General features: G+C 42.7%; 23 protein-coding genes. 12 read left to right on the top strand and 11 right to left on the bottom strand.

Annotation, left to right across the window (positions count from 1 at the left end; all coding sequences use genetic code 11):
- Nucleotides 1–145: 145 nt before the first annotated feature.
- Entirely contained in the window at nucleotides 146–769 is a 624-nt protein-coding gene (locus HFD85_RS19510) for a TetR/AcrR family transcriptional regulator (protein ID WP_167613653.1), read from the top strand.
- Nucleotides 770–775: 6 nt separating this feature from the next.
- Here the strand turns inward: HFD85_RS19510 and HFD85_RS19505 are convergent, their stop codons facing one another.
- Nucleotides 776–1,801: a LacI family DNA-binding transcriptional regulator gene (locus HFD85_RS19505; protein WP_167613651.1), complete on the bottom strand. Its 1,026-nt coding sequence runs from the start codon at nucleotides 1,799–1,801 to the stop codon at nucleotides 776–778.
- A gap of 167 nt (nucleotides 1,802–1,968) precedes the next feature.
- On the opposite strand from HFD85_RS19505, the gene kduI reads away from it, so the two are divergent.
- The 5 genes from kduI (at nucleotide 1,969) to HFD85_RS19480 (ending at nucleotide 6,799) form a co-directional block, all read left to right on the top strand.
- Nucleotides 1,969–2,811: a 5-dehydro-4-deoxy-D-glucuronate isomerase gene (gene kduI, locus HFD85_RS19500; protein WP_167613649.1), complete on the top strand. Its 843-nt coding sequence runs from the start codon at nucleotides 1,969–1,971 to the stop codon at nucleotides 2,809–2,811.
- 15 nt (nucleotides 2,812–2,826) lie between these two features.
- Nucleotides 2,827–3,630: a gluconate 5-dehydrogenase gene (locus HFD85_RS19495; protein ID WP_167613647.1), complete on the top strand. Its 804-nt coding sequence runs from the start codon at nucleotides 2,827–2,829 to the stop codon at nucleotides 3,628–3,630.
- Between the two features lie 356 nt (nucleotides 3,631–3,986).
- A complete protein-coding gene (gene ffh, locus HFD85_RS19490) occupies nucleotides 3,987–5,324 on the top strand; it encodes a signal recognition particle protein (protein ID WP_167613645.1) in 1,338 nt (445 codons plus the stop codon).
- A 38-nt stretch (nucleotides 5,325–5,362) separates the two neighbouring features.
- Nucleotides 5,363–6,238: a bifunctional methylenetetrahydrofolate dehydrogenase/methenyltetrahydrofolate cyclohydrolase FolD gene (folD, locus tag HFD85_RS19485; protein WP_167613643.1), complete on the top strand. Its 876-nt coding sequence runs from the start codon at nucleotides 5,363–5,365 to the stop codon at nucleotides 6,236–6,238.
- 174 nt (nucleotides 6,239–6,412) lie between these two features.
- Nucleotides 6,413–6,799, top strand: a complete 387-nt coding sequence (locus HFD85_RS19480) for a DUF3276 family protein (RefSeq protein ID WP_167613641.1) — start codon at nucleotides 6,413–6,415, stop codon at nucleotides 6,797–6,799.
- 15 nt (nucleotides 6,800–6,814) lie between these two features.
- On the opposite strand, the gene HFD85_RS19475 is transcribed toward HFD85_RS19480, so the two are convergent.
- Nucleotides 6,815–8,713 carry an ABC-F family ATP-binding cassette domain-containing protein gene (locus tag HFD85_RS19475; RefSeq protein WP_167613639.1) on the bottom strand — a complete coding sequence of 633 codons (1,899 nt, stop codon included), beginning with the start codon at nucleotides 8,711–8,713 and terminating at the stop codon, nucleotides 6,815–6,817.
- Nucleotides 8,714–8,721: 8 nt separating this feature from the next.
- A complete protein-coding gene (locus tag HFD85_RS19470; protein WP_167613637.1) occupies nucleotides 8,722–9,975 on the bottom strand; it encodes a serine hydrolase domain-containing protein in 1,254 nt (417 codons plus the stop codon).
- Between the two features lie 299 nt (nucleotides 9,976–10,274).
- Between HFD85_RS19470 and nth the strand changes: the two genes are divergently transcribed.
- A complete protein-coding gene (nth, locus tag HFD85_RS19465) occupies nucleotides 10,275–10,922 on the top strand; it encodes an endonuclease III (RefSeq protein ID WP_167613635.1) in 648 nt (215 codons plus the stop codon).
- Nucleotides 10,923–11,108: 186 nt separating this feature from the next.
- On the opposite strand, the gene araA is transcribed toward nth, so the two are convergent.
- The 5 genes from araA to HFD85_RS19440 all read right to left on the bottom strand — a co-directional run bounded on the left by araA (nucleotide 11,109) and on the right by HFD85_RS19440 (nucleotide 15,615).
- Nucleotides 11,109–12,614: an L-arabinose isomerase gene (gene araA, locus HFD85_RS19460; RefSeq protein ID WP_167613633.1), complete on the bottom strand. Its 1,506-nt coding sequence runs from the start codon at nucleotides 12,612–12,614 to the stop codon at nucleotides 11,109–11,111.
- 125 nt (nucleotides 12,615–12,739) lie between these two features.
- Nucleotides 12,740–14,173 carry a pyridoxal-dependent decarboxylase gene (locus HFD85_RS19455; protein WP_206082033.1) on the bottom strand — a complete coding sequence of 478 codons (1,434 nt, stop codon included), beginning with the start codon at nucleotides 14,171–14,173 and terminating at the stop codon, nucleotides 12,740–12,742.
- Between the two features lie 120 nt (nucleotides 14,174–14,293).
- On the bottom strand, nucleotides 14,294–14,566 hold the full coding sequence (locus tag HFD85_RS19450) for an acylphosphatase (RefSeq protein WP_167613631.1): 273 nt from the start codon (nucleotides 14,564–14,566) through the stop codon (nucleotides 14,294–14,296).
- A gap of 31 nt (nucleotides 14,567–14,597) precedes the next feature.
- Nucleotides 14,598–15,254, bottom strand: a complete 657-nt coding sequence (locus tag HFD85_RS19445) for a 3-keto-alpha-glucoside-1,2-lyase-like domain-containing protein (RefSeq protein ID WP_167613629.1) — start codon at nucleotides 15,252–15,254, stop codon at nucleotides 14,598–14,600.
- A complete protein-coding gene (locus HFD85_RS19440) occupies nucleotides 15,247–15,615 on the bottom strand; it encodes a hypothetical protein (protein ID WP_167613627.1) in 369 nt (122 codons plus the stop codon). The genes HFD85_RS19445 and HFD85_RS19440 overlap by 8 nt, the downstream gene beginning before the upstream one ends.
- Before the next feature lie 164 nt (nucleotides 15,616–15,779).
- On the opposite strand from HFD85_RS19440, the gene HFD85_RS19435 reads away from it, so the two are divergent.
- The gene (locus HFD85_RS19435; protein ID WP_167613625.1) at nucleotides 15,780–16,028 is read left to right on the top strand and encodes a hypothetical protein; all 249 of its coding nucleotides are present in this window, start codon (nucleotides 15,780–15,782) and stop codon (nucleotides 16,026–16,028) included.
- A 509-nt stretch (nucleotides 16,029–16,537) separates the two neighbouring features.
- On the opposite strand, the gene HFD85_RS19430 is transcribed toward HFD85_RS19435, so the two are convergent.
- Nucleotides 16,538–17,539: an FAD:protein FMN transferase gene (locus HFD85_RS19430; RefSeq protein WP_167613623.1), complete on the bottom strand. Its 1,002-nt coding sequence runs from the start codon at nucleotides 17,537–17,539 to the stop codon at nucleotides 16,538–16,540.
- A 246-nt stretch (nucleotides 17,540–17,785) separates the two neighbouring features.
- On the opposite strand from HFD85_RS19430, the gene HFD85_RS19425 reads away from it, so the two are divergent.
- The 3 genes from HFD85_RS19425 (at nucleotide 17,786) to HFD85_RS19415 (ending at nucleotide 22,082) form a co-directional block, all read left to right on the top strand.
- On the top strand, nucleotides 17,786–19,615 hold the full coding sequence (locus HFD85_RS19425; protein ID WP_167613622.1) for a sodium:solute symporter family protein: 1,830 nt from the start codon (nucleotides 17,786–17,788) through the stop codon (nucleotides 19,613–19,615).
- An 8-nt stretch (nucleotides 19,616–19,623) separates the two neighbouring features.
- Entirely contained in the window at nucleotides 19,624–20,811 is a 1,188-nt protein-coding gene (locus HFD85_RS19420; protein WP_167613620.1) for a glycoside hydrolase family 130 protein, read from the top strand.
- 269 nt (nucleotides 20,812–21,080) lie between these two features.
- On the top strand, nucleotides 21,081–22,082 hold the full coding sequence (locus HFD85_RS19415; RefSeq protein WP_167613618.1) for a Gfo/Idh/MocA family protein: 1,002 nt from the start codon (nucleotides 21,081–21,083) through the stop codon (nucleotides 22,080–22,082).
- 381 nt (nucleotides 22,083–22,463) lie between these two features.
- Here the strand turns inward: HFD85_RS19415 and HFD85_RS19410 are convergent, their stop codons facing one another.
- Nucleotides 22,464–22,916: a hypothetical protein gene (locus tag HFD85_RS19410; protein WP_167613616.1), complete on the bottom strand. Its 453-nt coding sequence runs from the start codon at nucleotides 22,914–22,916 to the stop codon at nucleotides 22,464–22,466.
- A gap of 953 nt (nucleotides 22,917–23,869) precedes the next feature.
- Between HFD85_RS19410 and HFD85_RS19405 the strand changes: the two genes are divergently transcribed.
- A complete protein-coding gene (locus tag HFD85_RS19405; RefSeq protein WP_167613614.1) occupies nucleotides 23,870–24,364 on the top strand; it encodes a hypothetical protein in 495 nt (164 codons plus the stop codon).
- 186 nt (nucleotides 24,365–24,550) lie between these two features.
- Here HFD85_RS19405 and HFD85_RS19400 read toward each other — a convergent pair whose 3' ends face one another.
- Nucleotides 24,551–26,095 carry a glycoside hydrolase gene (locus tag HFD85_RS19400; protein ID WP_167613612.1) on the bottom strand — a complete coding sequence of 515 codons (1,545 nt, stop codon included), beginning with the start codon at nucleotides 26,093–26,095 and terminating at the stop codon, nucleotides 24,551–24,553.
- Nucleotides 26,096–26,227: the final 132 nt, after the last annotated feature.

The following is a 26,227-nucleotide window of genomic DNA, read 5'->3' as shown; positions in this document are numbered from 1 at the left end:
CGACGAATTTAAATCATATAAATTGATTTTCAAATAAATTGAATTAAATTTGTTTTTTGAGAAAAATGTTATTTTGTAACATATTGAAAAAGAGATTTTAAAGTATTTGTGAATTTAGTTTGTAAAATGACCGTAAGTCATAAAAATGGGAATTAAAGAACGAAAACTTAGGGAAAAAGAGAATCGGAGAAAAGACATACTCGATGCAGCCGGAAAATTATTTTCGGGTAAAAAAGGTATGGATGCCACAATGGACGATTTGGCTGAACTTACCGAACTGGGGAAGGGAACTTTGTATTTGTATTTTCCGAATAAGGAAAGCATTTTGCTGGCCCTTGCCGGAAAAGGTGTTGGCCTGCTTCGGAAGCGGTTGAACCGTTCACTGGATGATGCAAAAACCGGAATTGAGCAGATATCTGATAGTGGCGATATTTTTGTCGAATTTCTGAGAGACAAACCGTTCTATTCGCAATTGCTGTTGAAATACGAACAAACTGTAATTACAGATGAGGAAACAGGAGAACGCAGTCTGCTTGTTGAGCCTGTTCTGGAGATTTTAAAAGATATTTTGAAAAAAGGCAAAAGTGACGGCACTTTGCGCGACGACATCGATACCTACGAATTGGTAACTATTTTATGGTCGCAGTTATTGGGTATTCTGAACACGCTTTCGGTTCGAAAGGACATTCTGCATATTTACAATATTGATGAAGAATGGATTGTAAAGGGGCATTACCGGGTAATTTTGCGCGGACTGATGCCGGCGTAGTCCTGATTACCGGCAAACCGAAGATTCCCGAACGATCAGTTCGATCGGCATTTTTATCGTTTCAAATTTTAGATTCTTATCCTTGTGCAGGATCTGCTGAATAATCAACTCGGCAGCCTTTTGTCCCATTTCAAATCCGGGTTGCTGCAAAGTAGTGATCGAAGGCGTAACCACTTCCGAAAAGGGCTCGTTACTAAAGCCAACAATGGCAATATCCTCCGGAACTTTTATATTCAGCTCTCTTAAAAACAGCACAGCGCTCAGTGCGGTGGTGTCGTTGGCACAAAAAATGGCGTCGGGTAGTGTTGGATTCTGAAGTAGTTTTTTTACCGCCAATTTTCCTTCGGCGCGCGATAAACTGTTGTGAATGATCATGGATTCATCAAACGGAATTTGCCCATCATTCAGCGCTTTCATATAGCCTTTCTGCCGGTTCTGATAGATTCTCAAATTCTGCGGTCCGCCAATCATTGCAATCTTTTTCCGTCCCTGATCGATGAGGTGTTTGGCGGCAATATAACCACCTTCAAAATCATCGACTACAATTTTATGCGCTTTGATTCCTTCCACAACCCGGTCGAAAAATACCAGCGGAATGTTCCGGTCAGAAAAAAGTTTTAAATGATCGTAAGTTGTGGTATTCATCCCGATTGAAAGAATCAACCCGTCAACACGGTTGGTAAACAGGGTCTGTGCTATTTTACTTTCCTTTTCAAAATCGTCGTTCGACTGCGAAATGGTCACCGTAAATCCCTGCTGGTAGGCTATATCTTCAATTCCACTGATCACCGAAGAAAAAAAGTGACGGTTGATCAGCGGAACGATGACGCCAATCGTATTTGTTCTTTTGGTTCTGAAATTCGCAGCTAAAGTATTGGGGCGATATCCCATTTCCTGCGCGGCTTTCTTGATCTTGGCTCGCGTGGCCTCGCTAATCAGCGGATTATCTTTTAAGGCACGCGAAACGGTGGATGCAGAAATGTTGAGCGCCCTGGCAATATCGTGAATTGTTGTCTCAGGTTTTTGGGTCATCGCCTTTTAATTTGACGGTAAAGTTAAGAATATTTCGCAAGTTATGCAATCGATTGCATTTTTGTGATTTTCTTCCTATTTTTGTTGGAACACTTTTATAAAACCGAAAGCGGTTGTCTGATCCTGAATAGGTCAGTTAAATCAAAAACAATTAAAGACAGTATAATATGGCTACAATTTATGAGGAAAGATTTGCTTATCATCCCGAGGATTTTAAATCGTACGGAACTGAGCGAATAAGAAAAGAATTTTTGGTAGAAAAATTAATGGATCCCGGAAATATCCGTTTGGTCTATTCATCGATCGAGCGCTACATTGTTGGTGGTGCTGTTCCGGTTGAAGAGGCTTTGCCGCTGGAAGCAATCGATCCGTTAAAAGCTGAATTTTTCTGTCAGCGTCGCGAGGTGGGAGTGATCAATGTTGCCGGACCTGGTTCAATCGTGGTTGACGGAACCGAATTTAAAATGGATTTTAAAGATGCCATTTATATCGGACAGGGAAGTAAAGAAGTGTTGTTCAAATCGGATGATGCATCAAATCCTGCGCATTTCTACATCAATTCGGCACCTGCTCACAAAGCATATCCAACAAAACACGTAACCATGGGCGATGCCAATGTGCTGCACCTCGGAGCGCTTGAGACTTCAAACGAGCGTAACATCAACCAGTTGCTGATTAACGGTGTGGTTGAAACCTGCCAGCTGCAAATGGGAATGACGGAGTTGAAAACTGGTAGCGTTTGGAATACCATGCCACCTCACCAGCACAGTCGCCGTAACGAAGTATATTTCTACTTCAACGTACCCGAAGGGCAAGCTATTTGTCATTTTATGGGCCAGCCAAACGAAACACGTCACATCTGGATGGCCAACGAACAGGCTGTAATTTCGCCTGAGTGGTCGATCCACTCTGCTGCCGGAACTTCAAACTATATTTTTATCTGGGGAATGGCAGGTGAAAATCTCGATTACACGGATATGGATGTGATCGCTCCAACTGATTTACGCTAATAAAAAATCAAAATTATGATACAGGAATTATTTAACCTTACCGGAAAAGTTGCCCTGATTACAGGGGGAACTCACGGAATTGGAATGGCCATTGGAAAAGTGCTTGGCCAGGCTGGCGCTAAAATATGTGTGAACGATATTTCGGAAGAAAAACTCGAGAGCTGCAAAGCTGAATATGCTGAATTTGGTATTGATGTTTATACGCTGAAATTCGACGTTACAAACGAAGCAGATGTTGATGCCGGAATCTCGAAAATTGAGGCAGAAGTTGGTGATATTGATATTCTGGTGAACAATGCCGGAATCATCAAACGCATTCCGATTCTCGATATGCCGGTAGCCGATTTCAAACAGGTAATCGATATTGACCTGGTGGCACCGCTCATTGTTTCAAAACGTGTTGCTCCAAAAATGATTGCAAAACGTTCAGGAAAGATCATCAACATGTGTTCGATGATGAGTGTTTACGGACGTAATTCGGTTTCTGCTTATGCGGCTGCAAAAGGAGGTTTAAAACTGCTTACGGCTAACATGACTTGCGAATGGGCGAAATACAATGTACAAATCAACGGAATTGGACCGGGTTACATTGCAACCTCGCAAACGGCACCAATCCGCGAAGGTGGTCACCCGTTCAACGACCTGGTTATGACTCGTACACCGGCAGGAAGATGGGGAGAACCTGAAGATGTTGGTAATGCGGCACTTTTCCTTGCATCGAAAGCCAGCGACTTTGTAAACGGACACGTGTTGTATGTTGACGGAGGTATCTTGGCCAACTTTGGTTATGTAAAAGGCGAAAACGATCTGCCGGAATAAGCGGTAAATCAACAAAATACAAAGAACCGTTCTGTGAATTTCCAAGTTTACGGAACGGTTTTTTTGCGTCATATTTTTCACCGCCATTTATAGGCTGGGTAGCTAACTGTTTTTCACCGTGGCTTTAACCCGGTGTAATTGATATCCCATTAACTAAAAAGGACTGCACTATTTAATTAAGAGGGAGTCACTTTTAGTTTTTGTCTTAGCGATTTTTGCGGGTTATTTTGCGGCTATTGCGAGGAATAAAATTAAGATTAAACCCGCAATATTTAAAAAAGTATTTGGATGAGCTGAGCTTAGAGCTTTAGCTTTTTTTTTCTATTTTTGCACCTCATTTCAAAAGAATTAAACGCATGTTCGAGAATTTAAGTGACAGGCTGGAACGGTCCTTTAAACTGTTAAAAGGCCAGGGGACGATTACTGAGATCAACGTTGCTGAAACTTTAAAAGATATCCGTCGTGCATTGCTTGATGCTGACGTTAACTATAAAATTGCCAAGAAATTTACCGACGATGTAAAAGATAAAGCGCTGGGACAGCAGGTACTTACCGCTGTTAAACCCGGGCAGTTGATGGTAAAGATCGTTAAAGACGAACTGGCTGAACTGATGGGCGGAAAAGCCGCCGAAATCGAGCTAAAAAGCAAACCAGCAGTGATTCTGATGGCAGGTCTGCAGGGTTCGGGTAAAACCACTTTCTCGGGCAAACTGGCCAACCTCCTGAAAAAGAAACAAGGCCGTCATCCTTTATTGGTTGCAGGCGACGTTTACCGTCCCGCTGCGATCGATCAGCTGAAAGTTTTGGGTGAACAGATCGGTGTTCCGGTTTATACCGAAGAAGGAAACATGGATCCGGTTAAGATTGCCAAAGCCGCTATCCAGGAAGCCAAAGCAAAAGGACACGATGTAGTAATTGTGGATACCGCAGGTCGTTTGGCTGTTGACGAGCAGATGATGAACGAGATCTCAGCTATCAAAGCCGCCATCAATCCCGATGAAATTCTCTTTGTTGTGGACTCGATGACCGGTCAGGATGCTGTGAACACAGCCAAGGAATTTAACGACCGACTCGACTTCGACGGTGTTATTCTTACCAAACTCGATGGTGATACCCGTGGTGGTGCCGCACTTTCAATCCGTTCGGTAGTTGAAAAACCGATCAAGTTTGTGGGTACCGGCGAAAAAGTGGATGCGCTTGACATTTTCCACCCCGACCGTATGGCCGACCGTATTCTCGGTATGGGTGACATTGTTTCGCTGGTTGAAAAAGCACAGGAACAGTTTGATGAGGAAGAAGCCAAGCGACTTCAGAAAAAACTGGCAAAAAATACTTTCGATTTTAACGACTTCCTGAAGCAGATCAACCAGATCAAAAAAATGGGTAACCTGAAGGATGTGGTTGGAATGATCCCGGGAATGGGAAAAGCCATGAAGAACATGGATATCGATGATGATGCCTTTAAACACATTGAAGCCATTATTTATTCGATGACTCCTATGGAGCGTGAGGATCCTTCCATTATCAGCGGATCGCGCAGAAAACGTATTGCAGATGGATCGGGAACCGATGTTCAGGAAGTAAACCGACTGTTGAAACAATTTGCTGAAACCCGCAAAATGATGCGCATGGTTTCGCAGGGCAAAAACGTTCAGCGGATGATGTCGGGCATGCAACAGCGTGGAAGAAGATAAAGTACAATACACGAGAATAAACTTCTAAGAAGAAAAATATGAACCTTATTGACGGGAACAAAGTAGCTGCCGAAATCAAGCAGGAAATTGCGGAAGAAGTAAAAAAGATTGTTGAAAGCGGAGGTAAACAACCGCACCTGGCTGCTGTTTTGGTTGGTCACGATGGTGGAAGTGAAACATACGTAGCATACAAGATTAAAGACTGTGAAGCCGTTGGTTTTAAGTCGTCGTTAATCCGTTACGAAGACGATGTTACAGAAGAAGAATTGCTGGCAAAAGTTGATGAGCTAAACAAGGATGAAGACCTGGATGGTTTTATCGTTCAGTTGCCTTTGCCAAAGCATATTTCGGAACAAAAAATTATTGAAGCCATCGATCCGAAAAAGGATGTTGATGGTTTTCACCCGATCAATGTAGGCCGGATGGTAATTGGTTTGCCATCGTTTGTTTCGGCCACACCATACGGAATTGTTGAGTTACTGAAACGATACAACATTGAAACCAGCGGTAAAAACTGCGTGGTGCTGGGACGAAGCAACATTGTTGGCCGCCCGATGAGCGTGCTGATGTCGCAAAAGGAAATGAACGCCACCGTAACAGTTGCTCACAGTCGTACCGCTAACCTGAAAGAGGTTTGCAGGAATGCTGATATTCTGATCGTCGCGATGGGAGTGCCGGAGTTTGTAAAAGGCGACATGGTGAAAGAAGGCGCCGTGGTTATTGATGTTGGAACTACGCGCGTAAAATCCGATCAAACCAAATCGGGCTGGAAATTGAAAGGTGATGTACTTTTCGATGAGGTAGCACCGAAATGTTCATACATCACTCCGGTTCCGGGTGGAGTAGGGCCAATGACCCGAACCTCACTTTTGCTGAATACGTTGCTTTCGGCTAAAAAAGAGATTTACAAATAAGTTTTATTACACAATTTTATATTTAGAAAGGGAGTCTCTATGATTCCCTTTTTTTGTGTTTGCAGCTTCTGATTAAAATCTTTCAAAATGTCAGCTTTATGGCCATTTGCTTACATTTCTAAAATATTTTTCTATTTTTGAGTTGAACTAAATCAAAAATCAAAAGAATTAGGAATGGAAAGTGTTGACAATAAGGAGGGAGCAAAGAAGCCGGATAGTAAATTCAAACAGGAAATTCATTCAAAAGTAATTCGAGCAGGAAAACGTACTTATTTCTTCGATGTAAAAAGTACCAGGAACGACGAGTATTATTTAACCATTACCGAAAGTAAAAAGCGTTTTGGCGACAATGGTAAGTTTACTTACGAAAAGCACAAAATCTTTTTATACCAGGAAGATTTCGAAAAGTTTATGGACAGCCTGAATGAGGTTGTTGGTTACATTCACAATAATCAGCCGGAAGGTGTTGTTGACCAGAACGACGAGACTAAGGAAGAGGTGGTATATGAAGAAAAAGAGCCGGCCAAAGATTACACCAACGTTGAATTCGACGATATTTAGAATCGATTTGGTCGCTTAATTCAATTCGCTTAATTCCAACCACCGAAACTCTTTCTCATCGAGAAGAGTTTTTATTTTGTCCAGTTCCAGCGATTTTTCATAGAGTTCATCGTGAGGCAGTTCGCCTGAATTCATCAGATCTTCAAGTTCAGTTTTTTGCTGTTCCAGCTCCGGGATTTCTTTCTCAAGCTGCTCGAACTCACGTTTTTCGTTAAACGAAAGTTTGCGTTTACTTTGTCCCTTTTCTTCTGACTTTCCCTTCGCCTGATCCTGAGCCTTTGCCTGATTCTGCGCCCTGTTATTCGCCTGTTCCTTTGCCTTTTCTTTCTCCTGATCTTCTTCAACTTTGTTGCGATAGATGGTGTAGTTCCCGGGGAAATCGATGACAGTGCCTTCTCCTTCGAATACAAAAAGATGATCGACGATCTTGTCCATAAAAAAGCGATCGTGCGAAACAATAACAACGCAACCGGCAAAAGCCTGAAGGTAATCTTCGAGCACATTCAGGGTCATGATGTCGAGGTCGTTAGTGGGCTCATCGAGGATCAGGAAATTCGGATTCTGCATCAACACCGTGCACAGGTACAAACGCCGTTGCTCGCCACCACTTAGTTTTTCGATATAGTTGTATTGTGTTTCGGGCGGAAACAGAAAGCGTGTCAGCATTTGAGTAGCACTCATTTTCGAACCATCTTCGAAATGGATGAATTCGGCAATCTTCTGGACGGCTTCAATTACCTTTTCTTTTGGATCGAATGAAATTCCTTCCTGGCGATAGTAACCAAATTTTATGGTACTTCCTATTTCAAGTGTTCCCGAATCCGGAGTTATGGTTTGTGTAACCAGGTTCAGAAATGTGGATTTCCCGGTTCCGTTCTTCCCGATGATGCCCACTTTTTCGAAACGCTGGAATTTATACGAAAAATCTTCTATTAGTTTGACACCGGGGTATGATTTCGAAATGTGATGCAGTTCCACGATCTTTTTCCCCAGCCGTGACGATTTTACGTTTAGTTCCACCTTGTCATCCCTCATTCTTTGCGAGGCGGTTTCCTTCAGATCGTAGAAAGCATTTATACGGTATTTGGCTTTGTGGCTGCGGGCCTGTGGCATCCGACGCATCCATTCGATTTCAGTGCGCAACAGGTTTTTCGCTTTAGCTACCGTGGCCTGCTGGATTTGGATCCTTTCTTCGCGCTTTTCAAGAAAATAGGAGTAGTTTCCCTGGTAGCGGTAAATCTGGTTGTCTTCCATTTCGATGATCTCGTTACACACGCGATCGAGAAAATAACGGTCGTGTGTCACCATCAATAGTGTCGACTTAGTTTTTTCGAGGTAACCTTCCAGCCATTCAATCATTTCCAGATCGAGGTGGTTGGTGGGCTCGTCGAGGATCAGCAGATCAGGTTGGTCTATCAACACTTTGGCCAGCGCAAGCCTTTTTTGTTGCCCGCCTGAAAGTTGCGAAACCAACTGATCAAGGAAATTAATTTTGAGTTGGCTGAGAATCTGTTTGATCTCCACTTCAATTGCCCAGGCATTTAGTTCATCCATTTTAGCCGAAATACTGGCAATTTCATCCTGGTTGTTTTTGGTTACTGCCAGCTCAAATGCTTTAACCGTTTTTATTTTCTCGTTGTCGCTGGTAAAAATTTCTTCAATAACGGTGTGCGAAGGATTCAAATCGGGGATCTGTTCAAAATACCCCACTTTTACATCGTTCGTGAGTGTTACATCGCCGGCATCAGCTGTATCTTTTTCCGCCAGAATATTCAATAATGAAGATTTCCCGGTTCCGTTTTTGGCAATCAGAGCCACTTTTTGGCCTTCGAAAATTGTGAATGAAATATTCTCGAAAAGCATGAGCTCACCCCAACGCTTCGAGAGGTTTTCGGCTTGCAGATATGGTTTCATATGTATTTTTAAGATTTGTCGGCAGCCGATTCTGCTGCTTTATTTTCTGCCAGCCTGTCTTGTTCTTCAAACAAGATATTGAGGAATGCAGGAATATTTTTAGCGGTTTCGCTGGCCGGAGAGTTGCATAAAAATGCTATACCGATTTCATCGTCTTCGCAATAGGCAATTTCGGCTTTATAGCCCGATACAAAACCACCATGGTAGGCTACGCGTCGGCCTTTGTAATCAACAATGCGCCAGCCTATGGAATATTGTTTCGACTGAATGCCACGTCCCCAGCTCCTGAAATAATTTCTGCTTAATGGCGATTTTACCTGCGGGGTAAAAATGGTCTCACGCGCATGTTTCGATAAGGCTTTCGATTCCGGATCGGTAAGCTGCGCAAGCAAATTTCCAAGATCAGAAATACTGGCATTTACGCCGGCAGCCGGTGCAGTGTTGTAATAGCGGTCATTCAGTCGCATCGGACTAAATCGATTATGCCCCTTGTTGAAATGTGGCCAGGCTTTATTATCATCGTTCTCAAAAGCGTCAAAACCTACGGATGCGTCATGCATCCCAAAAGGTCCAAAAACTTTTTCCTGCATCAAGGCATCGTAGTTTTTTTTGGTTTTTGCTTTCGTGATTGGATCGTAAATGCTGTACACCACATTTTGATAACCATAAAGTTGTCCGGGTGCTGCAGTGACGTCAACTTCATCAAGCCTTTCTATTATTTTATCAAGCGGAACATGATCTTCAACCATCAGGTCGTAAGCATGCGGGATCAATCCTGAAGTGTGGCTCAGTATATGACGAATCCGCAGTTCGTTGGTGCTTTTTTGAGTTTTAAGCGAAAAATCGGGAATGTAATCAATGACTCTGTCATCGAGATCAACAATATCCTCATCATCGAGAATGCCGGCCAAAACACCGGTAATTGATTTTGAGACGGAAGCTAATCTGAAGATGGTGTTTTTATCGATTGGTTCGTTGCTTCCGGCTTTGCGAACGCCATAACATTTCATAAGGGCAATTTTGCCTTTATAGGTAACCACTGCTGCAGCTCCAACCACTCCCGATGCTTTTACATTAGCATCAAGTATGCTGTCGAAACGGGCCAGGGGATTTTGAATTTCTATAACAGGATTGTAGGGTGGTGGAGTAGGTTCTTCAACCTGTGCTACTTCAACAGGTTGACTTTTGAAGGATTGCATCTTAAAAGCAATCAGCAGTAGTACTGCCAGAATAACAACAAAGTAGTATCTTTTCTTCCTCATCTAACTATAATTCCTTCCGCATTTCTCACAAAAATAAAACTTTATCGACTAAATGAAAGTGATGCGGGTAATGAAGATTAAATAATTATAAACCATTTAGTATTAATATCAAAGACAGCTAATAAAAAAGCCGGTCAACACCGGCTTTTTATACGTCTGTTTAATTATTAACTTAAAACCATTTCTATAAAGGGGAGAAATGGTGCTTAAGCGTTACACTTATATAGACACCAATAATGGAAAATTGTTACAAGAGGAGTAAAAAAAAATCAATTATTTTTGAGCAAAACTGAATAATTATGCAAAAACGGGAATTATTCGAATATGTCATTCAATATTTCGAGGAGGCGATGCCAATTGCGGAGACCGAACTGGATTATGAAGATCCTTTTCAATTAATTGTTGCGGTAATACTATCTGCTCAATGCACTGACAAGCGAGTAAATCAAATTACCCCGGATTTGTTAAAACGTTTTCCGACACCCGAAAAAATGGCTGAGGCCGAACCGATGGAGGTGTTTGACTACATTAGAAGTTGTTCGTATCCGAATAATAAAGCCAGGCATTTGGTGGGAATGGCGCAGAAACTTATCGAATTGTACGACGGTGTGGTTCCCAGTGATGTGGATGATTTGCAGAAATTACCGGGAGTAGGAAGAAAGACGGCTAACGTTATTGCTTCGGTTGTGTATAATAAACCGGCATTGGCAGTTGATACGCATGTTTTTAGGGTAGCTGCACGTATTGGGTTAAGCACCAATGCAAAAACGCCGCTGGCCACCGAAATGCAACTGATGAAATACATACCGGAAGAATTGGTGCCCAAAGCGCATCACTGGCTGATTTTGCATGGCCGCTACACTTGCCTGGCCCGCAAACCAAAATGCGAAAAATGTGGTTTGACCCAAGTTTGCAAATTCTACAAGAAAGAGATGAAAAGGACGTGAATTAAAGTTCAATCCGGAACAGACCACCACTGTCAATGCAAACCGCCAACATGCATTGAAGTAATCTCTTATTTAACCAGAATCCAGTGATTCTTCTTCAATACGAAAAGGATTACAGTAGTAAAAAAAAAACACCCGACAGAACATATTCCACCAGGTGTTTTTACTACTATTATCAATACTAATCTATAATCCTTTTGCCAGCATGTAATACACTTCGTTCCATTTTAATTCTTTTTTGAATTCAGGAACCTTGGTGTCTTTACCAATAATCACAAATTCAATATCGGCATATTCTGCAAATGTTTCAATAAAATCAGGCGTCAATGCAAGCGTAAATACAGAGTGGTGTGTTCCACCAGCGTAAATCCAGGCTGCAGCGCCGTCGGCAAGGTTCGGATGCGTTTTCCAGAATGCCGATGCTACCGGTAATTTTGGCATGGTATCAAGTGGTTCGATCACATCCAAAGTATTCACAATTATACGGAAACGGTTACCCATATCGATCATGGTAACATTCATGGCGTCGCCGGTTTCGCTTTCGAAAATCAAACGGGCAGGAGCATCTTTTCCACCGATTCCAAGTGGCTGAACTTCGAGACGTGGTTTTTTAGCGGCAATCGAAGGACAAATTTCCAACATATGAGCTCCCAAAACAGCTTCGTTCGCCGGATCAAGGTGATAAGTGTAATCTTCCATAAACGAGCTACCACCTTTCATGCCTTCCGACATGGTTTTAACAATGCGAAGCAATGCAGCCTGTTTCCAGTCACCTTCGGCACCAAAACCATAACCGGCAGCCATCAAACGTTGCGAAGCCAATCCAGGCAACTGACTTAAACCGGTAAGGTTCTCGAAGTTTGTAGTGAAGGCTTTAAAATTACCATCTACCATGAAGCGTTTCAAAGCGATTTCGTAACGTGCCTGAACACGTACATTTTCGTGATATTCGCCACCTGGTTTGCAGTTTTCAGCAACTGCATATTCTTGTTCGTATTCTTTGTAAAGTTCATCAACTTCGGCATCGGTGACTTTATCAATGTATTTTACCAAATCGCCAAGACCATAAGCATTAATCTGCCAGCCAAATTTAATTTGAGCTTCAACTTTATCTCCTTCCGTAACGGCCACTTCGCGCATGTTGTCACCAAAACGTGCAACTTTCAGTCCTTGAGAATCGGCCCATCCAATTGCAGTTCGTACCCAGTTTCCAACCTGAGTCTGAACATTTTCGTCCTGCCAGTGACCAACAACTACTTTACGGTTTTTACGCATGCGGGCGTTAATGAAACCGTATTCGCGGCCACCGTGTGCACTCTGGTGAAGGTTCATGTAATCCATGTCGATTTCGCTCCATGGAAGATCGCGGTTAAATTGAGTATGCAGGTGCATGTATGGTTTGCTCAGTGCTTTCAGACCACCAATCCACATTTTAGCGGGAGAGAAAGTGTGCATCCAGGTGATAATACCGATACAGTTTTTATCAGCACTTGCCTCAACACAAATATTCAGAATTTCGTCGGGAGTTTTTACAACCGGTTTAAAAACAACTTCAACCGGAAGTTTACCTGAAGCGTTTAATCCGTCAACAATTTTTGAAGAATCTACGTCAACCTGTTGTAAGGTTTTAGGTCCGTATAAGTGCTGGCTACCAGTCACGAACCAAACTTTCATATCTTTAATGTCTGTCATCTGTTATTGATTTATTTTGTCGCTAAAGTAATAAAAAATCCAATAAACGTAAAAATTACACTTTTAAAAATAGTTAATTATTCCGGAAGTATAAAACTGCCCGTTCTGAAACGTTCAAAAGTATTTTACGATAGTAATGAAGCTGTATTGCTGATCATTTCCCATGCAGCTTTTACATGTTCTTCTTCCGTATTAGTTTGCCCAATGCTCATTCGCAATACAACCTGATCGTTTAATTTAGTATGAGTGAAGAATAGTTTACCTGTTTCGTTAATGGCATTCATTAATTTCATATTGAAATCGTCGCCCTTTTTGTGCCTGAAACACACCAGGTTTAAAGGTGGCTCCACTACCAATTCAAAATCATCTGATTCGTTAATCCAGTTGGTAAATGTGCGAGTGAGTTCAACGTGTTTCCTGATGTGGAATTGCAGTCCTTCAACTCCGTAGTGGCGGATAACAAACCAAAGTTTGAGCGAACGGAAGCGCCGTCCAAGTTGTACGTGCCAGTCGCGGTAATCAAATACAGCACCCGATTCGGTGGCTTTGTTCTTCAGGTATTCAGGAAGAATGGAGAAGGTATTAATGAGTTCGTTGCGGTTGGCTACCCAAAAAACATCGCAATCGAAATTGGTAAACATCCATTTATGTGGATTAAAGCAATAGCTGTCGGCCAGTTCAACACCGTCCATAAAATGACGGAACTCGGGACAAAGCATTGCGGTTCCCGACATAGCCGCATCGATATGAAACCAGCAATTTTCCTTATTGGCAATTTCCCCAATTTCTCGCAGCGGATCCATGGCATTTGAAGAAGTTGTTCCTAGTGCTCCGCAGATAAAGAAAGGTTGTAATCCGGCGTCCTTATCTTTCTGAATTTGAGATTCGAGCACTTCCGGACGCATCGCAAATGTTTCATCCACAGCAATCAGTCGAAGGTTGTCTTTGCCAATCCCCGCCATTTTTATGGCTTTTTCGAGCGATGAGTGGGTTTGAGTTGAAATGTAAGCGACCAGTTTTTGGCGAACGCCCGTTTTATTCGATTCATATTGAGTGGCTCTTTCGCGTGCTGCAATAACAGCTGTAAGTGCCGATGTTGAAGCTGTATCCTGAATCACTCCGCCGCCACTTGAAGTGGATTTGAATTTCTCTGGCATGCCCATCATTTCGGCCAGCCAATCCAGAACGCGGGTCTCCACCTCGGTAGCTGCCGGGCCGGTTGCCCAGATCATTCCCTGAACTCCCAGTCCCGAAGAAACCAAATCGCCTAAAATGGACGGGAATGAAGTATTTGAAGGGAAATAAGCAAAAAAGTTGGGTGACTGCCAGTGGGTGATCCCGGGCATGATTTTCTCATCGATATCCTGCATCATCTGCTCCATCGATTCACCTTTTTGTGGCGGATGGTTGGGCAGTGATGAAATGATTTCACCAGGTTTTACCTGCGACAGTACAGGGTATTTTTCAATGTTCTCGTAATAATCGGCAATCCAGTCGATAATTTTTTTGCCCTCTGTTCTGAACTGCTCGGGGCTCATGTGGTAGTTTTGGTTTTCCAACGTTATTCGGTTTTATTTAACCGTAAATATACCAATTATGTGGAATGCTGAATCTCAAATTGGCTACTTATAAGTACAGAAAAGAAAACAGGATTTCTTCATTAAGAAAGAAATGAAGTTTCAGTATTTCACACGAAAATCCGAAAAGTTCTCTGTGATTTTCATTTCAACAACCGAAACGGTAGTTACGCGGGAAAGGGGAGGGCCGATACGAAGGTAATCGACAAAAGTATCCAGGACCGCTTTTTCGCCCTGAACCATAACTACAACTCCACCGCTTGGTGTGTTTCTTACCCAACCGGTTAAATCGAAAATGGTGGCTTGTTTCTGCGTGAAATATCTGAATCCAACGCCTTGAACCCGACCACTTATCTTAATTTCGTATTGAAGCATTTTAAACCGTATAAAGTGCCAAACAATTCTATTACTTTTTTACAATGGTAAGATTCCTGAAACTGCCATCGGAGCCGTTACCTACCCAGAAACCAACTTTTCCTGTTTGAAACGCACTTTTCATTTTAACCGCTAAAGATGGTTCTTCTGCATCATCAACATAAACTTTCACATTTGGCCAGCTAACTTCTATTTTAGCATGAAACCAGTCATTCGGATCAGGGATCGGCGTGACCGGATTTTCGAATTGTTCAGGAAAATCGGACCGAAGTTTATGCCATGCGAATTCGGGATGACTGATGTATTGAACCGAGTGACCGGCCCGCTCCGGCTTTTTAAAGTTAAAGGGGCGGAAGTATACGGCATTATAACTGTTTTCATCCTGGATATGAAAGGCAATGCCAAGAAAACTGCGCTGCAACACATCTTTCCCTTTTAAATCCACTTCGATCGTTCCATTTTCAAATTCAAGATTCTGATAAACCACCAATCCGTCTCCTTCGTTTGAATTCAACAAAATACTCTCGATCTTGCCAAGTTCCGCCATAATACAAGCAATCTCTCTATTGTAGACCACCCATTCTTGTTTATCTGACGCACCGGGAAGTTCTGGTTTTACAAGCTGAGCAAACAGGTTAGTTGTAAACAGTACCAGCACTATGGGTATGATTAAATGTATCCTAGTCATCTTGTTTGTTTTTAAAAAACTCAACGGTTTCGTTTTGCGACAGCGCCCAAATGGAATAAACTCCAACAGCTGTTCCGATCGGAAAGTTAATCAGTTCAAGTACTGAAATTATAAGTGTTAAAATGCGGGCCCATTCTTTACGTTTAAACAATCCGATTCCGGCCAGGATGGATGGTAAACTGAGGATGGTACAAACTACGATCATTACATTCGCAATGATTGAGAGAACCATTTGTGCATCGTGATCGCCACTGAAATCGCCTACAAAATGGAGAATAGCGAAGACAATTCCGATAATGATTAATCTTAAGATACTTAGCCCGATTTGAAGTGCTGCAACAATGTTAATGTGTTTTTCCATGACGTATTGTTTTTTGTTTGTGTTTTGAATTTACAAAAACTCCTGCGTATTCTGTAAAGTTTTAGATGAACCACAACAAATCGTCGTTAAATTAGTTATTCTGGTAGGGATTAATCAATTGAAAAATATAATTTTGCAACGATAATTTTGAGAGGAGGAGTAAAATGGAAATTTTAAAAGTGATTTTGTTTGCCTTTGCAGTGTTAGCAGTTGGGATCTTTGGAATAGCAGTTCGAATTGTATTTCTGAAAGGTGGAAAATTTGTGAATACCCATGTTGGAGGTAACAAATACTTGAAACGCCAGAAAATACATTGTGCGCAGACCCAGGATAAAATGGAGCAGCGTGATGCCTGGCGCAAAGTCAAATTTAATAACGCAACTATTGCATCAGATATAAAAGTCGGTAAGTAACCGGCTTTTTTTATGCTCAAAATTGAGGAATTGTCAAATTGTAAAACTGCTAAACTGTTAACTTCGACTTTGCTTATTGCCAATTGAAGGATTGAAGGACTGAGGGACTGAAGGATTGAACGCATGGAAGCTACAATCCTCTGAATACTGAGAATGCCAACTACTACTGCCAACTGCAACTTTGCCTATTGCCAATTGAAGGACTGAAGGATTGAAGGATTGAACGCATGGAAGTTACATTCCTCGGAATACTGAGACTGTCAACTGTACTGCCAACTGTAACTTTGCCTATTGCCTATTGCCTATTGCCAATTGAAGGATTGAGGGACTGAAGGATTGAATGTAAGGAAGCTACAATCCTCGGAATACTGAGACTGCCAACTGTACTGCCAACTGTAACTTTGCCTATTGCCAATTGAAGGATTGAGGGACTGAAGGATTGAATGTAAGGAAGCTACAATCCTCGGAATACTGAGACTGCCAACTGCTACTGCCAACTGAACACTTTCCTACTTTCTGAGGTACTTTTTAAATCCATCTGACATGTAAACCTGGTTATCCCCGTTTTCATCAGCATAAATAAAGTAGATCTCCATATCGGGTATTTGTTCAGCAATTTTAATTCCTTCGTCTTTTCCAAGCACCATAAATGAGGTGGCAAATGCATCAGCAGTCATACAGTCGCTGGCCAGAACGGTGGCGCTAAGCAGGCTGTGTTGCACCGGATAACCTGAACCAGGGTCGATTGTATGCGCGTATTTTTTTCCGTTTTCTTCATAAAAATTAAGGTAATTCCCTGAAGTTGCCAGCGCATGATCGGGCAGCATAATGGCCGCATTTAAACTGGTGTTGAACGGATCTTCGTTCGGTTCGCGAATACCGATTGTCCACACTTTTCCTTTTTCGTTTTTACCTTTGGCAACCACTTCTCCGCCAATATCAATCATGTAATTTTCGCATCCCTTCGCCGCAAGCAATTCACCTATCAGATCGCAGGTATAACCTTTTGCGATGGCGCTCATATTGAGTTGCATGGCCGGGTTGCCTTTTACGATCTTTCCATCGATTAAGTTAACCTTGTGGTAGCCGGTAAAAGCTTTTAGCGAATCTACAATTTCGGGTGTCATTCGTTTACGGTCATCCGGCCCAAAGCCCCAGGCGTTTATCAGCGGTCCGGCAGTAATGTCAAAAGCACCACCGGTGATTTCCGAAATTTCTTCAGCACGATTAAAGCAGTTTATGAATTCCGGTTCAGGCGTAACGTCAATGTTGCGATTTATTTTTGTGATGGTAGCCTCCTTTTCGTAATGCGAAAAAATAAGTGTTAATCGATGAAACTCCTCGTCAATCTGCTTTTGAAAGTCGGAGCCGTCGGGGCTTTCGTATTTAATGTTGTAATAGGTGCCGTAAACCGAACCGTTGTTGGCAACATATTTTGGGCTGCCTGGATTACAGGCACCGAGTGCAATAAGCAGCGCTAAAACAATGAATTGTACAGAAGGAATCTTCATCACTTACATATTTCCAGCGAAATTATAAAATTCGTGATAGAACAAGGTTTTATTTTCGCTTTTAATGCTTGATTACCGTCCTCGTTCAATAAATCTACAAATCAATAATCGAGGATATTGTATTTTGTACATAAAAGAAATGTTTTGTTGTTTCTGTAAGTAGTTTTCTGTAATATTACGACCATAAAGTACGGGCAAAAGACAAGTCCGGGAAAATTGCTAAATCAAAACACAAATCAACACTCAATGAAACTGAATTTTATTGATATTCTCATCATTTTTACCTATCTGATTGCCACGGTTGTAATTGGCCTGGTTCTTAAAAAAGTTGCGCAGAAAAGTAAGTCGAACTATTTGCTGGGAGGGAACAAATTGCCCTGGTACATGCTTGGCTTGTCGAATGCATCCGGGATGTTTGATATTTCGGGAACCATGTGGCTGGTAACGTTGCTTTTTGTTTACGGACTAAAAAGTATCTGGATCCCCTGGCTGTGGCCGGTTTTCAACCAGGTTTTTTTGATGGTGTTTCTGAGTATCTGGTTGCGGCGCTCAAAAGTAACAACCGGAGCCGAATGGATCAACACCCGTTTTGGTCGCTCGCGCGACAGTAACCTTTCGCATGGTGTTGTTGTTGTGTTTGCACTCATTATGTGTTTAGGCTACCTGGCCTATGGTTTTATAGGGCTCGGAAAATTTGTAATGATATTTATCCCCTGGGACATTGTTGCGCCTTATATACCTTTTAATGTTCCAATAGAATACGTTCCGCACATTTACGGAATCATGTTTACCATGTTTGCTGTGTTTTATGCCGTTTTGGGCGGTATGACCAGTATTGTTTGGGCCGATGTGCTTCAATACATCATCATGACTATTTCGGCTATTCTGATTGGTGTTCTGGCAATGAAAGCGCTTGCCGTTGAAACGTTGAATGTGCCGGAGGGCTGGGCTTCTCCGTTTTTTGGCTGGAAGCTTAATGATTTGAACTGGACCGGAATTATCGACGAAGTGAATGCAAAAATTGCCAGCGACGGTTATTCACTATTCTCTATCTTCTTTATGATGATGGTGTTTAAAGGTGTGCTGGTTTCAATTGCCGGGCCGGCACCAACTTACGATATGCAGAAGATCCTGTCGACCAAATCGCCAAAGGAAGCTGCGAAAATGAGTGGTTTCGTGTCGGTGGTGTTGATGCCGATCCGTTACTTTATGATCGCCGGTTTTGCTGTTTTGGCCATTTTATATTACGACAAGTTGAACCTTTTAGTAGCCGGGCAAATCGACTTCGAACAAATTCTTCCTTCTGCCATTGCCGAGTTCGTGCCGGTTGGTTTTATGGGGCTGCTGCTGGCCGGATTGCTTGCAGCTTTTAACTCAACCTTTGCCGGAACACTGAACGCTGCCCAGGCTTACATTGTAAACGATATTTACTTGCGCTATGTACGCCCCGATGCCGATAACCGCCAACTTAAAAATATGAACTACCTCACCGGTATTCTGGTAGTGATCGTAAGTATCATTTTTGGAGTTTTTGCGCAGGATGTTAACAGCGTGCTGCAGTGGATTGTTTCGGCGCTTTACGGAAGCTACGTGGTGTCGAATGTGTTGAAATGGTACTGGTGGCGTTTCAACGGCTATGGCTATTTCTGGGGAATGGTGTTTGGCCTGATTCCTGCACTAATCTTCCCGTATGTTTTCTCCGAAACACTTGATTTATATTATTTCCCCTGGTTGTTGCTCATTTCAACCGCAGGTGCAATTCTGGGGACTTTCCTTACCAAACCTACCGATGAGGCTACATTAAAGGATTTCTATAAAACAGTAAATCCCTGGGGATTCTGGGGGCCGATCCGCGAAAAAGTGATGGCCGAAGATCCTGATTTTGTTCCGAATAAAACATTTAAACGCGACATGTTTAACGTGGTAATTGGTACCATCGCACAAACGGCATTGGTGGCTCTCCCGATTTATGTGGTATTGCAGGATGCCATCCCGATTTGGATAACGATAGCGATTACTGTGGTGTGCTTATTTATTCTGAAAAAGACATGGTGGGATAAACTTCCTGAAAACTAATAACATTTATGAAACCGACATACGAACAATTTGAAGATCGCCTGGCTCAGCTTAAAAAAGAGCACGAAAAATTATTGACCAAGGCGAATAAAAAAGATATAAAAAACTACAACGGTATTTACTACCGCTATAAGCGCCCGATTGTAACGGCGGCGCATACGCCACTGCACTGGCGCTACGATCTGAATTTCGACAGTAATCCGTACCTGATGCAGCGCATTGGTATGAATGCTACGTTTAACAGCGGTGCAATTTATCTCGACGGCAAATACCTGCTGATGGTTCGTACCGAAGGCTGGGACCGCAAATCGTTTTTTGCTGTTGCCGAAAGTCCGAACGGGATCGATAACTGGCGGTTCTGGGACCGCCCGGTAACGATGCCCGAAACCGAAGATCCGGAAACCAACGTGTACGATATGCGCCTCACGAAACACGAAGACGGTTGGATCTACGGCGTGTTTTGTTCCGAACGAAAAGATAAAACGGCACCTGCCGGCGATACTTCGCAGGCAACAGCAAGCGGTGGAATAGCGCGCACAAAAGACCTGGTAAGCTGGGAACGTTTGCCCGATTTTATTTCGCACCACGGACAACAACGCAACCTGGTTTTGCATCCCGAATTTGTGGATGGAAAATACGCTTTTTACACCCGCCCGCAGGATGGCTTTATTGAAGTTGGCGGCGGTGGCGGCATCGGCTGGGCACTGGTTGATGACATTACAAAAGCTGAAGCGCCCGAAGAAATCATTATCGACGAGAAGATCTACCACACCATAAAAGAATTAAAAAACGGTCAGGGGCCGGCACCCATTAAAACAGAAAAAGGTTGGTTACATCTGGCTCACGGCGTTAGAAATTGCGCAGTCGGTTTGCGCTACACCCTGTTTATGTTTATGACAGCTCTGGAAGATCCATCGAAAGTGATTGCCCGGCCCGGTGGCTATTTTATGGCGCCCGAAGGTGAGGAGAGGATAGGCGATGTATCGAATGTACTGTTTGCCAATGGCTGGATTCGTAACGAAAACGATGAGGTGTTTATTTACTACGGATCGTCGGATACACGCATGCACGTGGCAAGCACTACGGTTGATCAGTTGATCGACTACTGCCTGAACACGCCTGAAGATGGCTTGCGCTCGGCAACAAGCGTACAAACCATCAATCAGCTTATCGATAAAAACGAGGGCTGGTATTAGTCCTGCAATCATTGTCGAGACTCATCGGATAACTCGTTGTTGTATCAAATAGTCATCCGATGAATACATGTACGTGCGAAGCTGACTAACACGGGCATTTATGCCCGTGAACTGGATTCCACTTTACTTTGGACTTTAGTCCTTTATTCTTCAATTTTAGGGCTAAAGCCCATTCGCTTAAGTCGTGTTTTTCCCCGGCATGAATGCCGGGGTTAGTCAATAAATTCTTTTACCTTCACAGAAAAAAAACATTAAATAGGATATCTCATATGAAAAAATACAACTGGGCCGTTCTGGGCTGTGGGAAAATTGCCCACAAATTCATCAGCGATCTGAAGTTACTTCCAAATGCCAATTTATATGCTGCGGCATCGCGCGATCTCGACCGGGCACAAAGTTTCGCCAGCGAGTGGGGTTTCGAAAAAGCTTATGGCAGTTACGAGGAGATGGTAAACGATCCCGGGGTGGACGTAGTTTATATTGCCACGCCGCATTCGCACCACCACGAACATACCCTGCTTTGCCTCAAGCATAAAAAAGCGGTTTTGTGCGAAAAGGCTTTCTCGCTGAATGGGAAAGAGGTGAAGGAAATGATCGATACCGCAAAAGCCACCAATACTTTTCTGATGGAAGCTTTCTGGACCATGTTTCAACCCAGTTTTCAGCAGGCGATGGAGATCCTGCAATCAGGCGAATTGGGAAAACTAAAAATCGTTCGTTCCGATTTTGCCTTTAATGCTCCCTTCATCGAAGACAAACGTTTGTACAATGTTGAGCTCGGTGGCGGTTCGCTGCTCGATATTGGTATTTACCCGGTATTTGCGGCACTCACTTCGCTGGGTGTTCCAAAAACCGTAAAAACCTTTGCCGACTTCAGCCCAACCGGATCGGAAGAAAGCATCAACATGATTTTTAAATATACCGATGGCGCTATGGCCAGCCTTACTTCGAGTTTTGCGGCACATTCGCCCACACAAACCGAATATTTGTGCGAAAAAGGGTACCTGGTACTGAATCCGCGCTGGTTTACGCCAACCAACATAACCATAATGAAGGAAGGCGAGGAGCCCAAAACACTTCCGAAGCAACACCGCGAAGGCTGGGGCTACCAGTACGAAGCCGAACACGTGATGGAATGTCTTGACAAGGGATTGATCGAAAGCCCGAAGATGACCTGGAAACTGAGCCAGGATCTGATCGATCTGCTCGACCGGATTCGGATTGATGCCGGCATTTTCTTTGGCAACCGCGATAAGAATATGTTTTTCTAGCGGAAAAATATTGATCTGCAAACTAATGAATAACCCCGGCATTTATGCCGGGGATCGTGGAGAACATAGATGGATGGCGGGCTTTAGCCCATGGTGTATGATGAATGGGCTAAAGCCCCTGTGTACGATCGGGGATTGCAGCAGCCCCAGCCTGAAGGCTGGGGTTAGTAAGCCCACTTCACTAATCTGTCTGAAAATAAATTGAAGTTGAACTTACAATTTGTAAACTAACTTATTCCTGACCCCCTAACCCCCCGCAGGGGGAAGGTTTCTCTTCTTCGGGGAGGCTAATAGGAGGCAGCTACTTAAAAATTGAAAGAGGAAAATTCATTTGCTCCACTTTTGAGGCCGTTTCTTGAATAAGAAGCAACCGAAACCAAATTACTGACGAGGCATACCCGGTCCGCCTTGACCGCCCTGGCCTCTTCTCGCTCTCATTTCTTCCTGGTAAACCTGGTATTTTTCCCACTGTTCCTCCGAAAGCACTTCTTTCATTTTTTCGTTCTGTTCTTCACGCATCTTCTGCCACTGTTCGCGCATAGCTTCAAAGTCGCCTTCGCCGCCTTGCCTGCCTTCCTCGCGCATTTTACCCATTTTCTCGAAGTTATCCATCAGAATTTGACGCACCTGCTTCTCCTGGTCGCTGCTCAGATCGAGCGTTTCGTTCATGCGTTCAATCTGGCGATCGACCATGGCTTCCGGATCAAAATTGCCGGGTCCCATTCCGTTCCCGGAGCCAAAGTTTTGCTGCGATGAGTTACGATTGCTGATTCGGTCGCAGCCTGTCGACAGGGTGATTACAAACACCAGTAATAAAAAAACGATTCTGCTCATTTGAATTATTTTTAAAGTTTGATTTATTGAATAGTACGAGCACCAATTGATGCTCCGTCAAGTTTAGAAAACTTGGATGTTCTGCAGGACAAAAGGTTTAATCCGATCACATTTTATTTTGATATTTCAACCTTCAGCGAGACTCCTGAATTGACTAGCCCCGGTCTTCCTGCCGGATTGTGAAGAGATAAGCCTTCGCCTGATCTTGGGTGTTGAATAACCCCGGTCTTCCTACCGGATTGTGAAGAGATAAGTCTGCAGCCTAATCTTGGGTGTTGAATAACCCCGGTCTTCAGACCGGGGGCGCTGATCCGCCGATCAGAAATGGGCTTTAGCCCGAAGTCGTAGTAAAGGATGTCATCTTTCGAAAAGATGACATCCTTTATTGGAAATTGAGGCCATTGACCCCGGCATTTAAACGAAAAATCATTTTTCCGTGCTTTTGCCCGCGGCAACGGGGCGAAAAAGTGTTTGGGCAGGCCATTGCCCGTGGCAATAACATGAAAAAGTATTTTTACAGGCAATTTCCTGCGGCAACAAGGCAGAAAACCATTTTCGCGGCTTTTTGCAATGTACTGCGCCCCAAACGACTACCCGCCTGTAAAATCTTTTAATGAAATAAAAACAAGGATTAGAAATTATGTTTATTTTAGAAAACAAAAATCGAATTGGAACCCAATACATTGAAAACCGCTCTTGCAAATATTAAAAGTCCCTCGGGCCTAATTCCTGACTTTTAAAAAATAAAAAACGTAAACATAACACATTGCATATCATCATAGCCGTAAAAAGCCAACGCCAAAACCAAAGCTACGAGACATGCAATTACCGTTAGCGGCCAGTTTGACGCATATAAATTACTGAAATAGGTTGACCAAAAATTAGTCATCTTATTTAAAAGAAATATGAAACAATAAACAATCTAAAAAACCAATGCATAAAGAATAAATGAAATGATAAAAAACATTCTACTTATTAGTATTTTAATATTCTTCTCTTATTCTATGGGAGATGCATCCGAACTACTGCATTATGACGTGGAAAAGGAACATACTCTAAATGAATTGACTCAAGCCAAAGTTGAGAAAATAGAAAACTTGGATGTGAGGTCATTTATAAAAATAATGACAGAAAATTATCATGCAAATTCAAAATTAAATTTTGTGACATTTAAAGGAGAATTTCCTCTCAATTGGATAAAGAAAGAAGATATAGAATATTTAATTTCCATTATACATTCGAAAAAAAAATGTTGTTCGTATAAACATTATTACTCATCTTACATTTCTTCTGATTATGCAGAGGTTGGAGGGTTTGCAATTATTTTTTTAAACTCATTCATCAATAATAAAAAAATAAATTTGGGACTAAATAGTAATCCAAGGACAGACGAAAAATCGATAAAAAAGATTAATAACTGGTATTTAAACGAGTTTAAAAAGGAATAAAAACCGAACCGCTAACAAAGAAAATGTAAACTTAGGAAGTACATATTGCAGGGCGGGGTTCGGTGGTACGCCAACTGCGGAATGACCTGGTCGATTTCCCTTTGGTCAATTCTCGTTTCGCAGTTCTCCCGATTGCTATCAGGACGCACCGGCGAGCTTGCTCCAAATCAAAAGGACATTTTGTAATTATTTTCCGAAAAATGTTACTACCGATCCCGGAAGCATTTCAATATCAACAGCACCGTCGCTTACATTAAACGTGCCAATAGCCTTGTAGCGGTCCGCGTCATATCCTTCTGCATCAACCGTACGAAAAGCTTCAAACTGCTTGTACTTTGAGCCATGTATTTCAACAGTAACTTTCTTTACTTTTTCGCCTGATGTATTTACAACGATAAAGGAATCAGTATTTTTTGTCCGATCCTGCGCAAATCCAATTACAGCAATTTCAGAATTCATGGCAAAAGTTCGCACCACTTTCATACCCGGTTGTCCGGCACACGAAGCCTGTTTATAAAAATAGTATCCTTTTCTAACCTGGTAATTTCCGTCTTCATTTACCTGAATGGCATTGCCTGGATTTGGATCGCCACCTACCCAGTGGGCCGGTCGCTGGATTCCTGCCCAGGGAATAATGGCGTTCACCTTCGAAGTGTAAATGTTTCCATGAATTTGCTTTACAAAACTTGCATCCATATTGGCCCAACTTGTTGAAGTGACCCATGTGTGCAGTTCCGGGCGCTGTTTACGTAAAATATCATTTGGATAACTGTTGTGTTCACCAAACCAGGTTCCGTAAATTCCGTTATAAAATCCGTGCGTAGTAATCAGCCCCAGGTTTTTAACGGCTTCCTTATCATTAGCAAGAAAATCAGCGTACCCCCAGCCTACAAAGCGATACCAATTTGATGGTTCGCCATTTGTAATTCCAACATCTTCCAATCCATATTTCTTCATCATTTTTGGCATGTATTTTACAAATTCATTGACTTGAGCCGGTGGCCAGTAAAGGTTGAAATCATGGCCAAACCAATCGGTGTGGCCTTCCTGGTTCCAACGTGTCCAGTCTTCGCCTTCGTTATGTAACGACAAATATCTCACCGGTAACCCATCCTTTTCTTTGAGGAACCTCACCCAATCGATCATATACAATGCCAGGTCTTCTTTCATTGCAGGATCCAGATCGCGGCCCCGGTCAACTTTTTGTTTGGTCATAAACCCCGGAGGGCCGTACAACGTAGTTATAATCTGAAAATCGGCACCCCGGTCGCGGGTAACTTTCAGTCCTCTTTTTACAAACTCGCGCATGTAGCTTGTTGAAGTTTCATGATCAAACGGGCCACCCGGTTCTTTTTGATGATGTGCATCGAGAAACATTTTCACAACTCCCGGCTTTAGTCCGTCTTCGCCAAATACCAACTCTATAACTTCATCTTTCTCTTTCTCGTCGAGCAGGCTGAATCCGCCATATTCCTGAATAAAAAAATCCTTCCCGGGATGCTGCTCATTCCACCAGCGCTTCGCCCTTTCCGCTTCTTTACTTATGTTTTTATCGACAAAGTGAGCGCTTTCCACATAATTAAAACCAAAACCATCCCATTCACGAATCGGTTGATCAAAATAAACACCTGCCCGGATGGCAGTGAAATTTCTGGATTGAGCCAGACTGTTTTTATTCTGAAATGAAAATCCTATCAGAATAAAGAAAATTAAGGTTAGTTGTTGTTTCATGAATATTTAGTTTATGAATCTGCTTTTTTATCACCTTTATATAACGTTCGAATCTGAAATCCTTCTGGTGCAGGATTTACATCCCCATCCTCATAAGTTTTATTGGGTAATTCCCCTCGCGCTTATCTATTT

Source organism: Maribellus sediminis (assembly GCF_011799805.1).
GTDB classification, from domain to species: Bacteria; Bacteroidota; Bacteroidia; order Bacteroidales; family Prolixibacteraceae; genus Draconibacterium; species Draconibacterium sediminis_A.
Note: the sequence above shows the minus strand (reverse complement) of the source record. Positions and strands in the feature narration are given on the sequence as shown.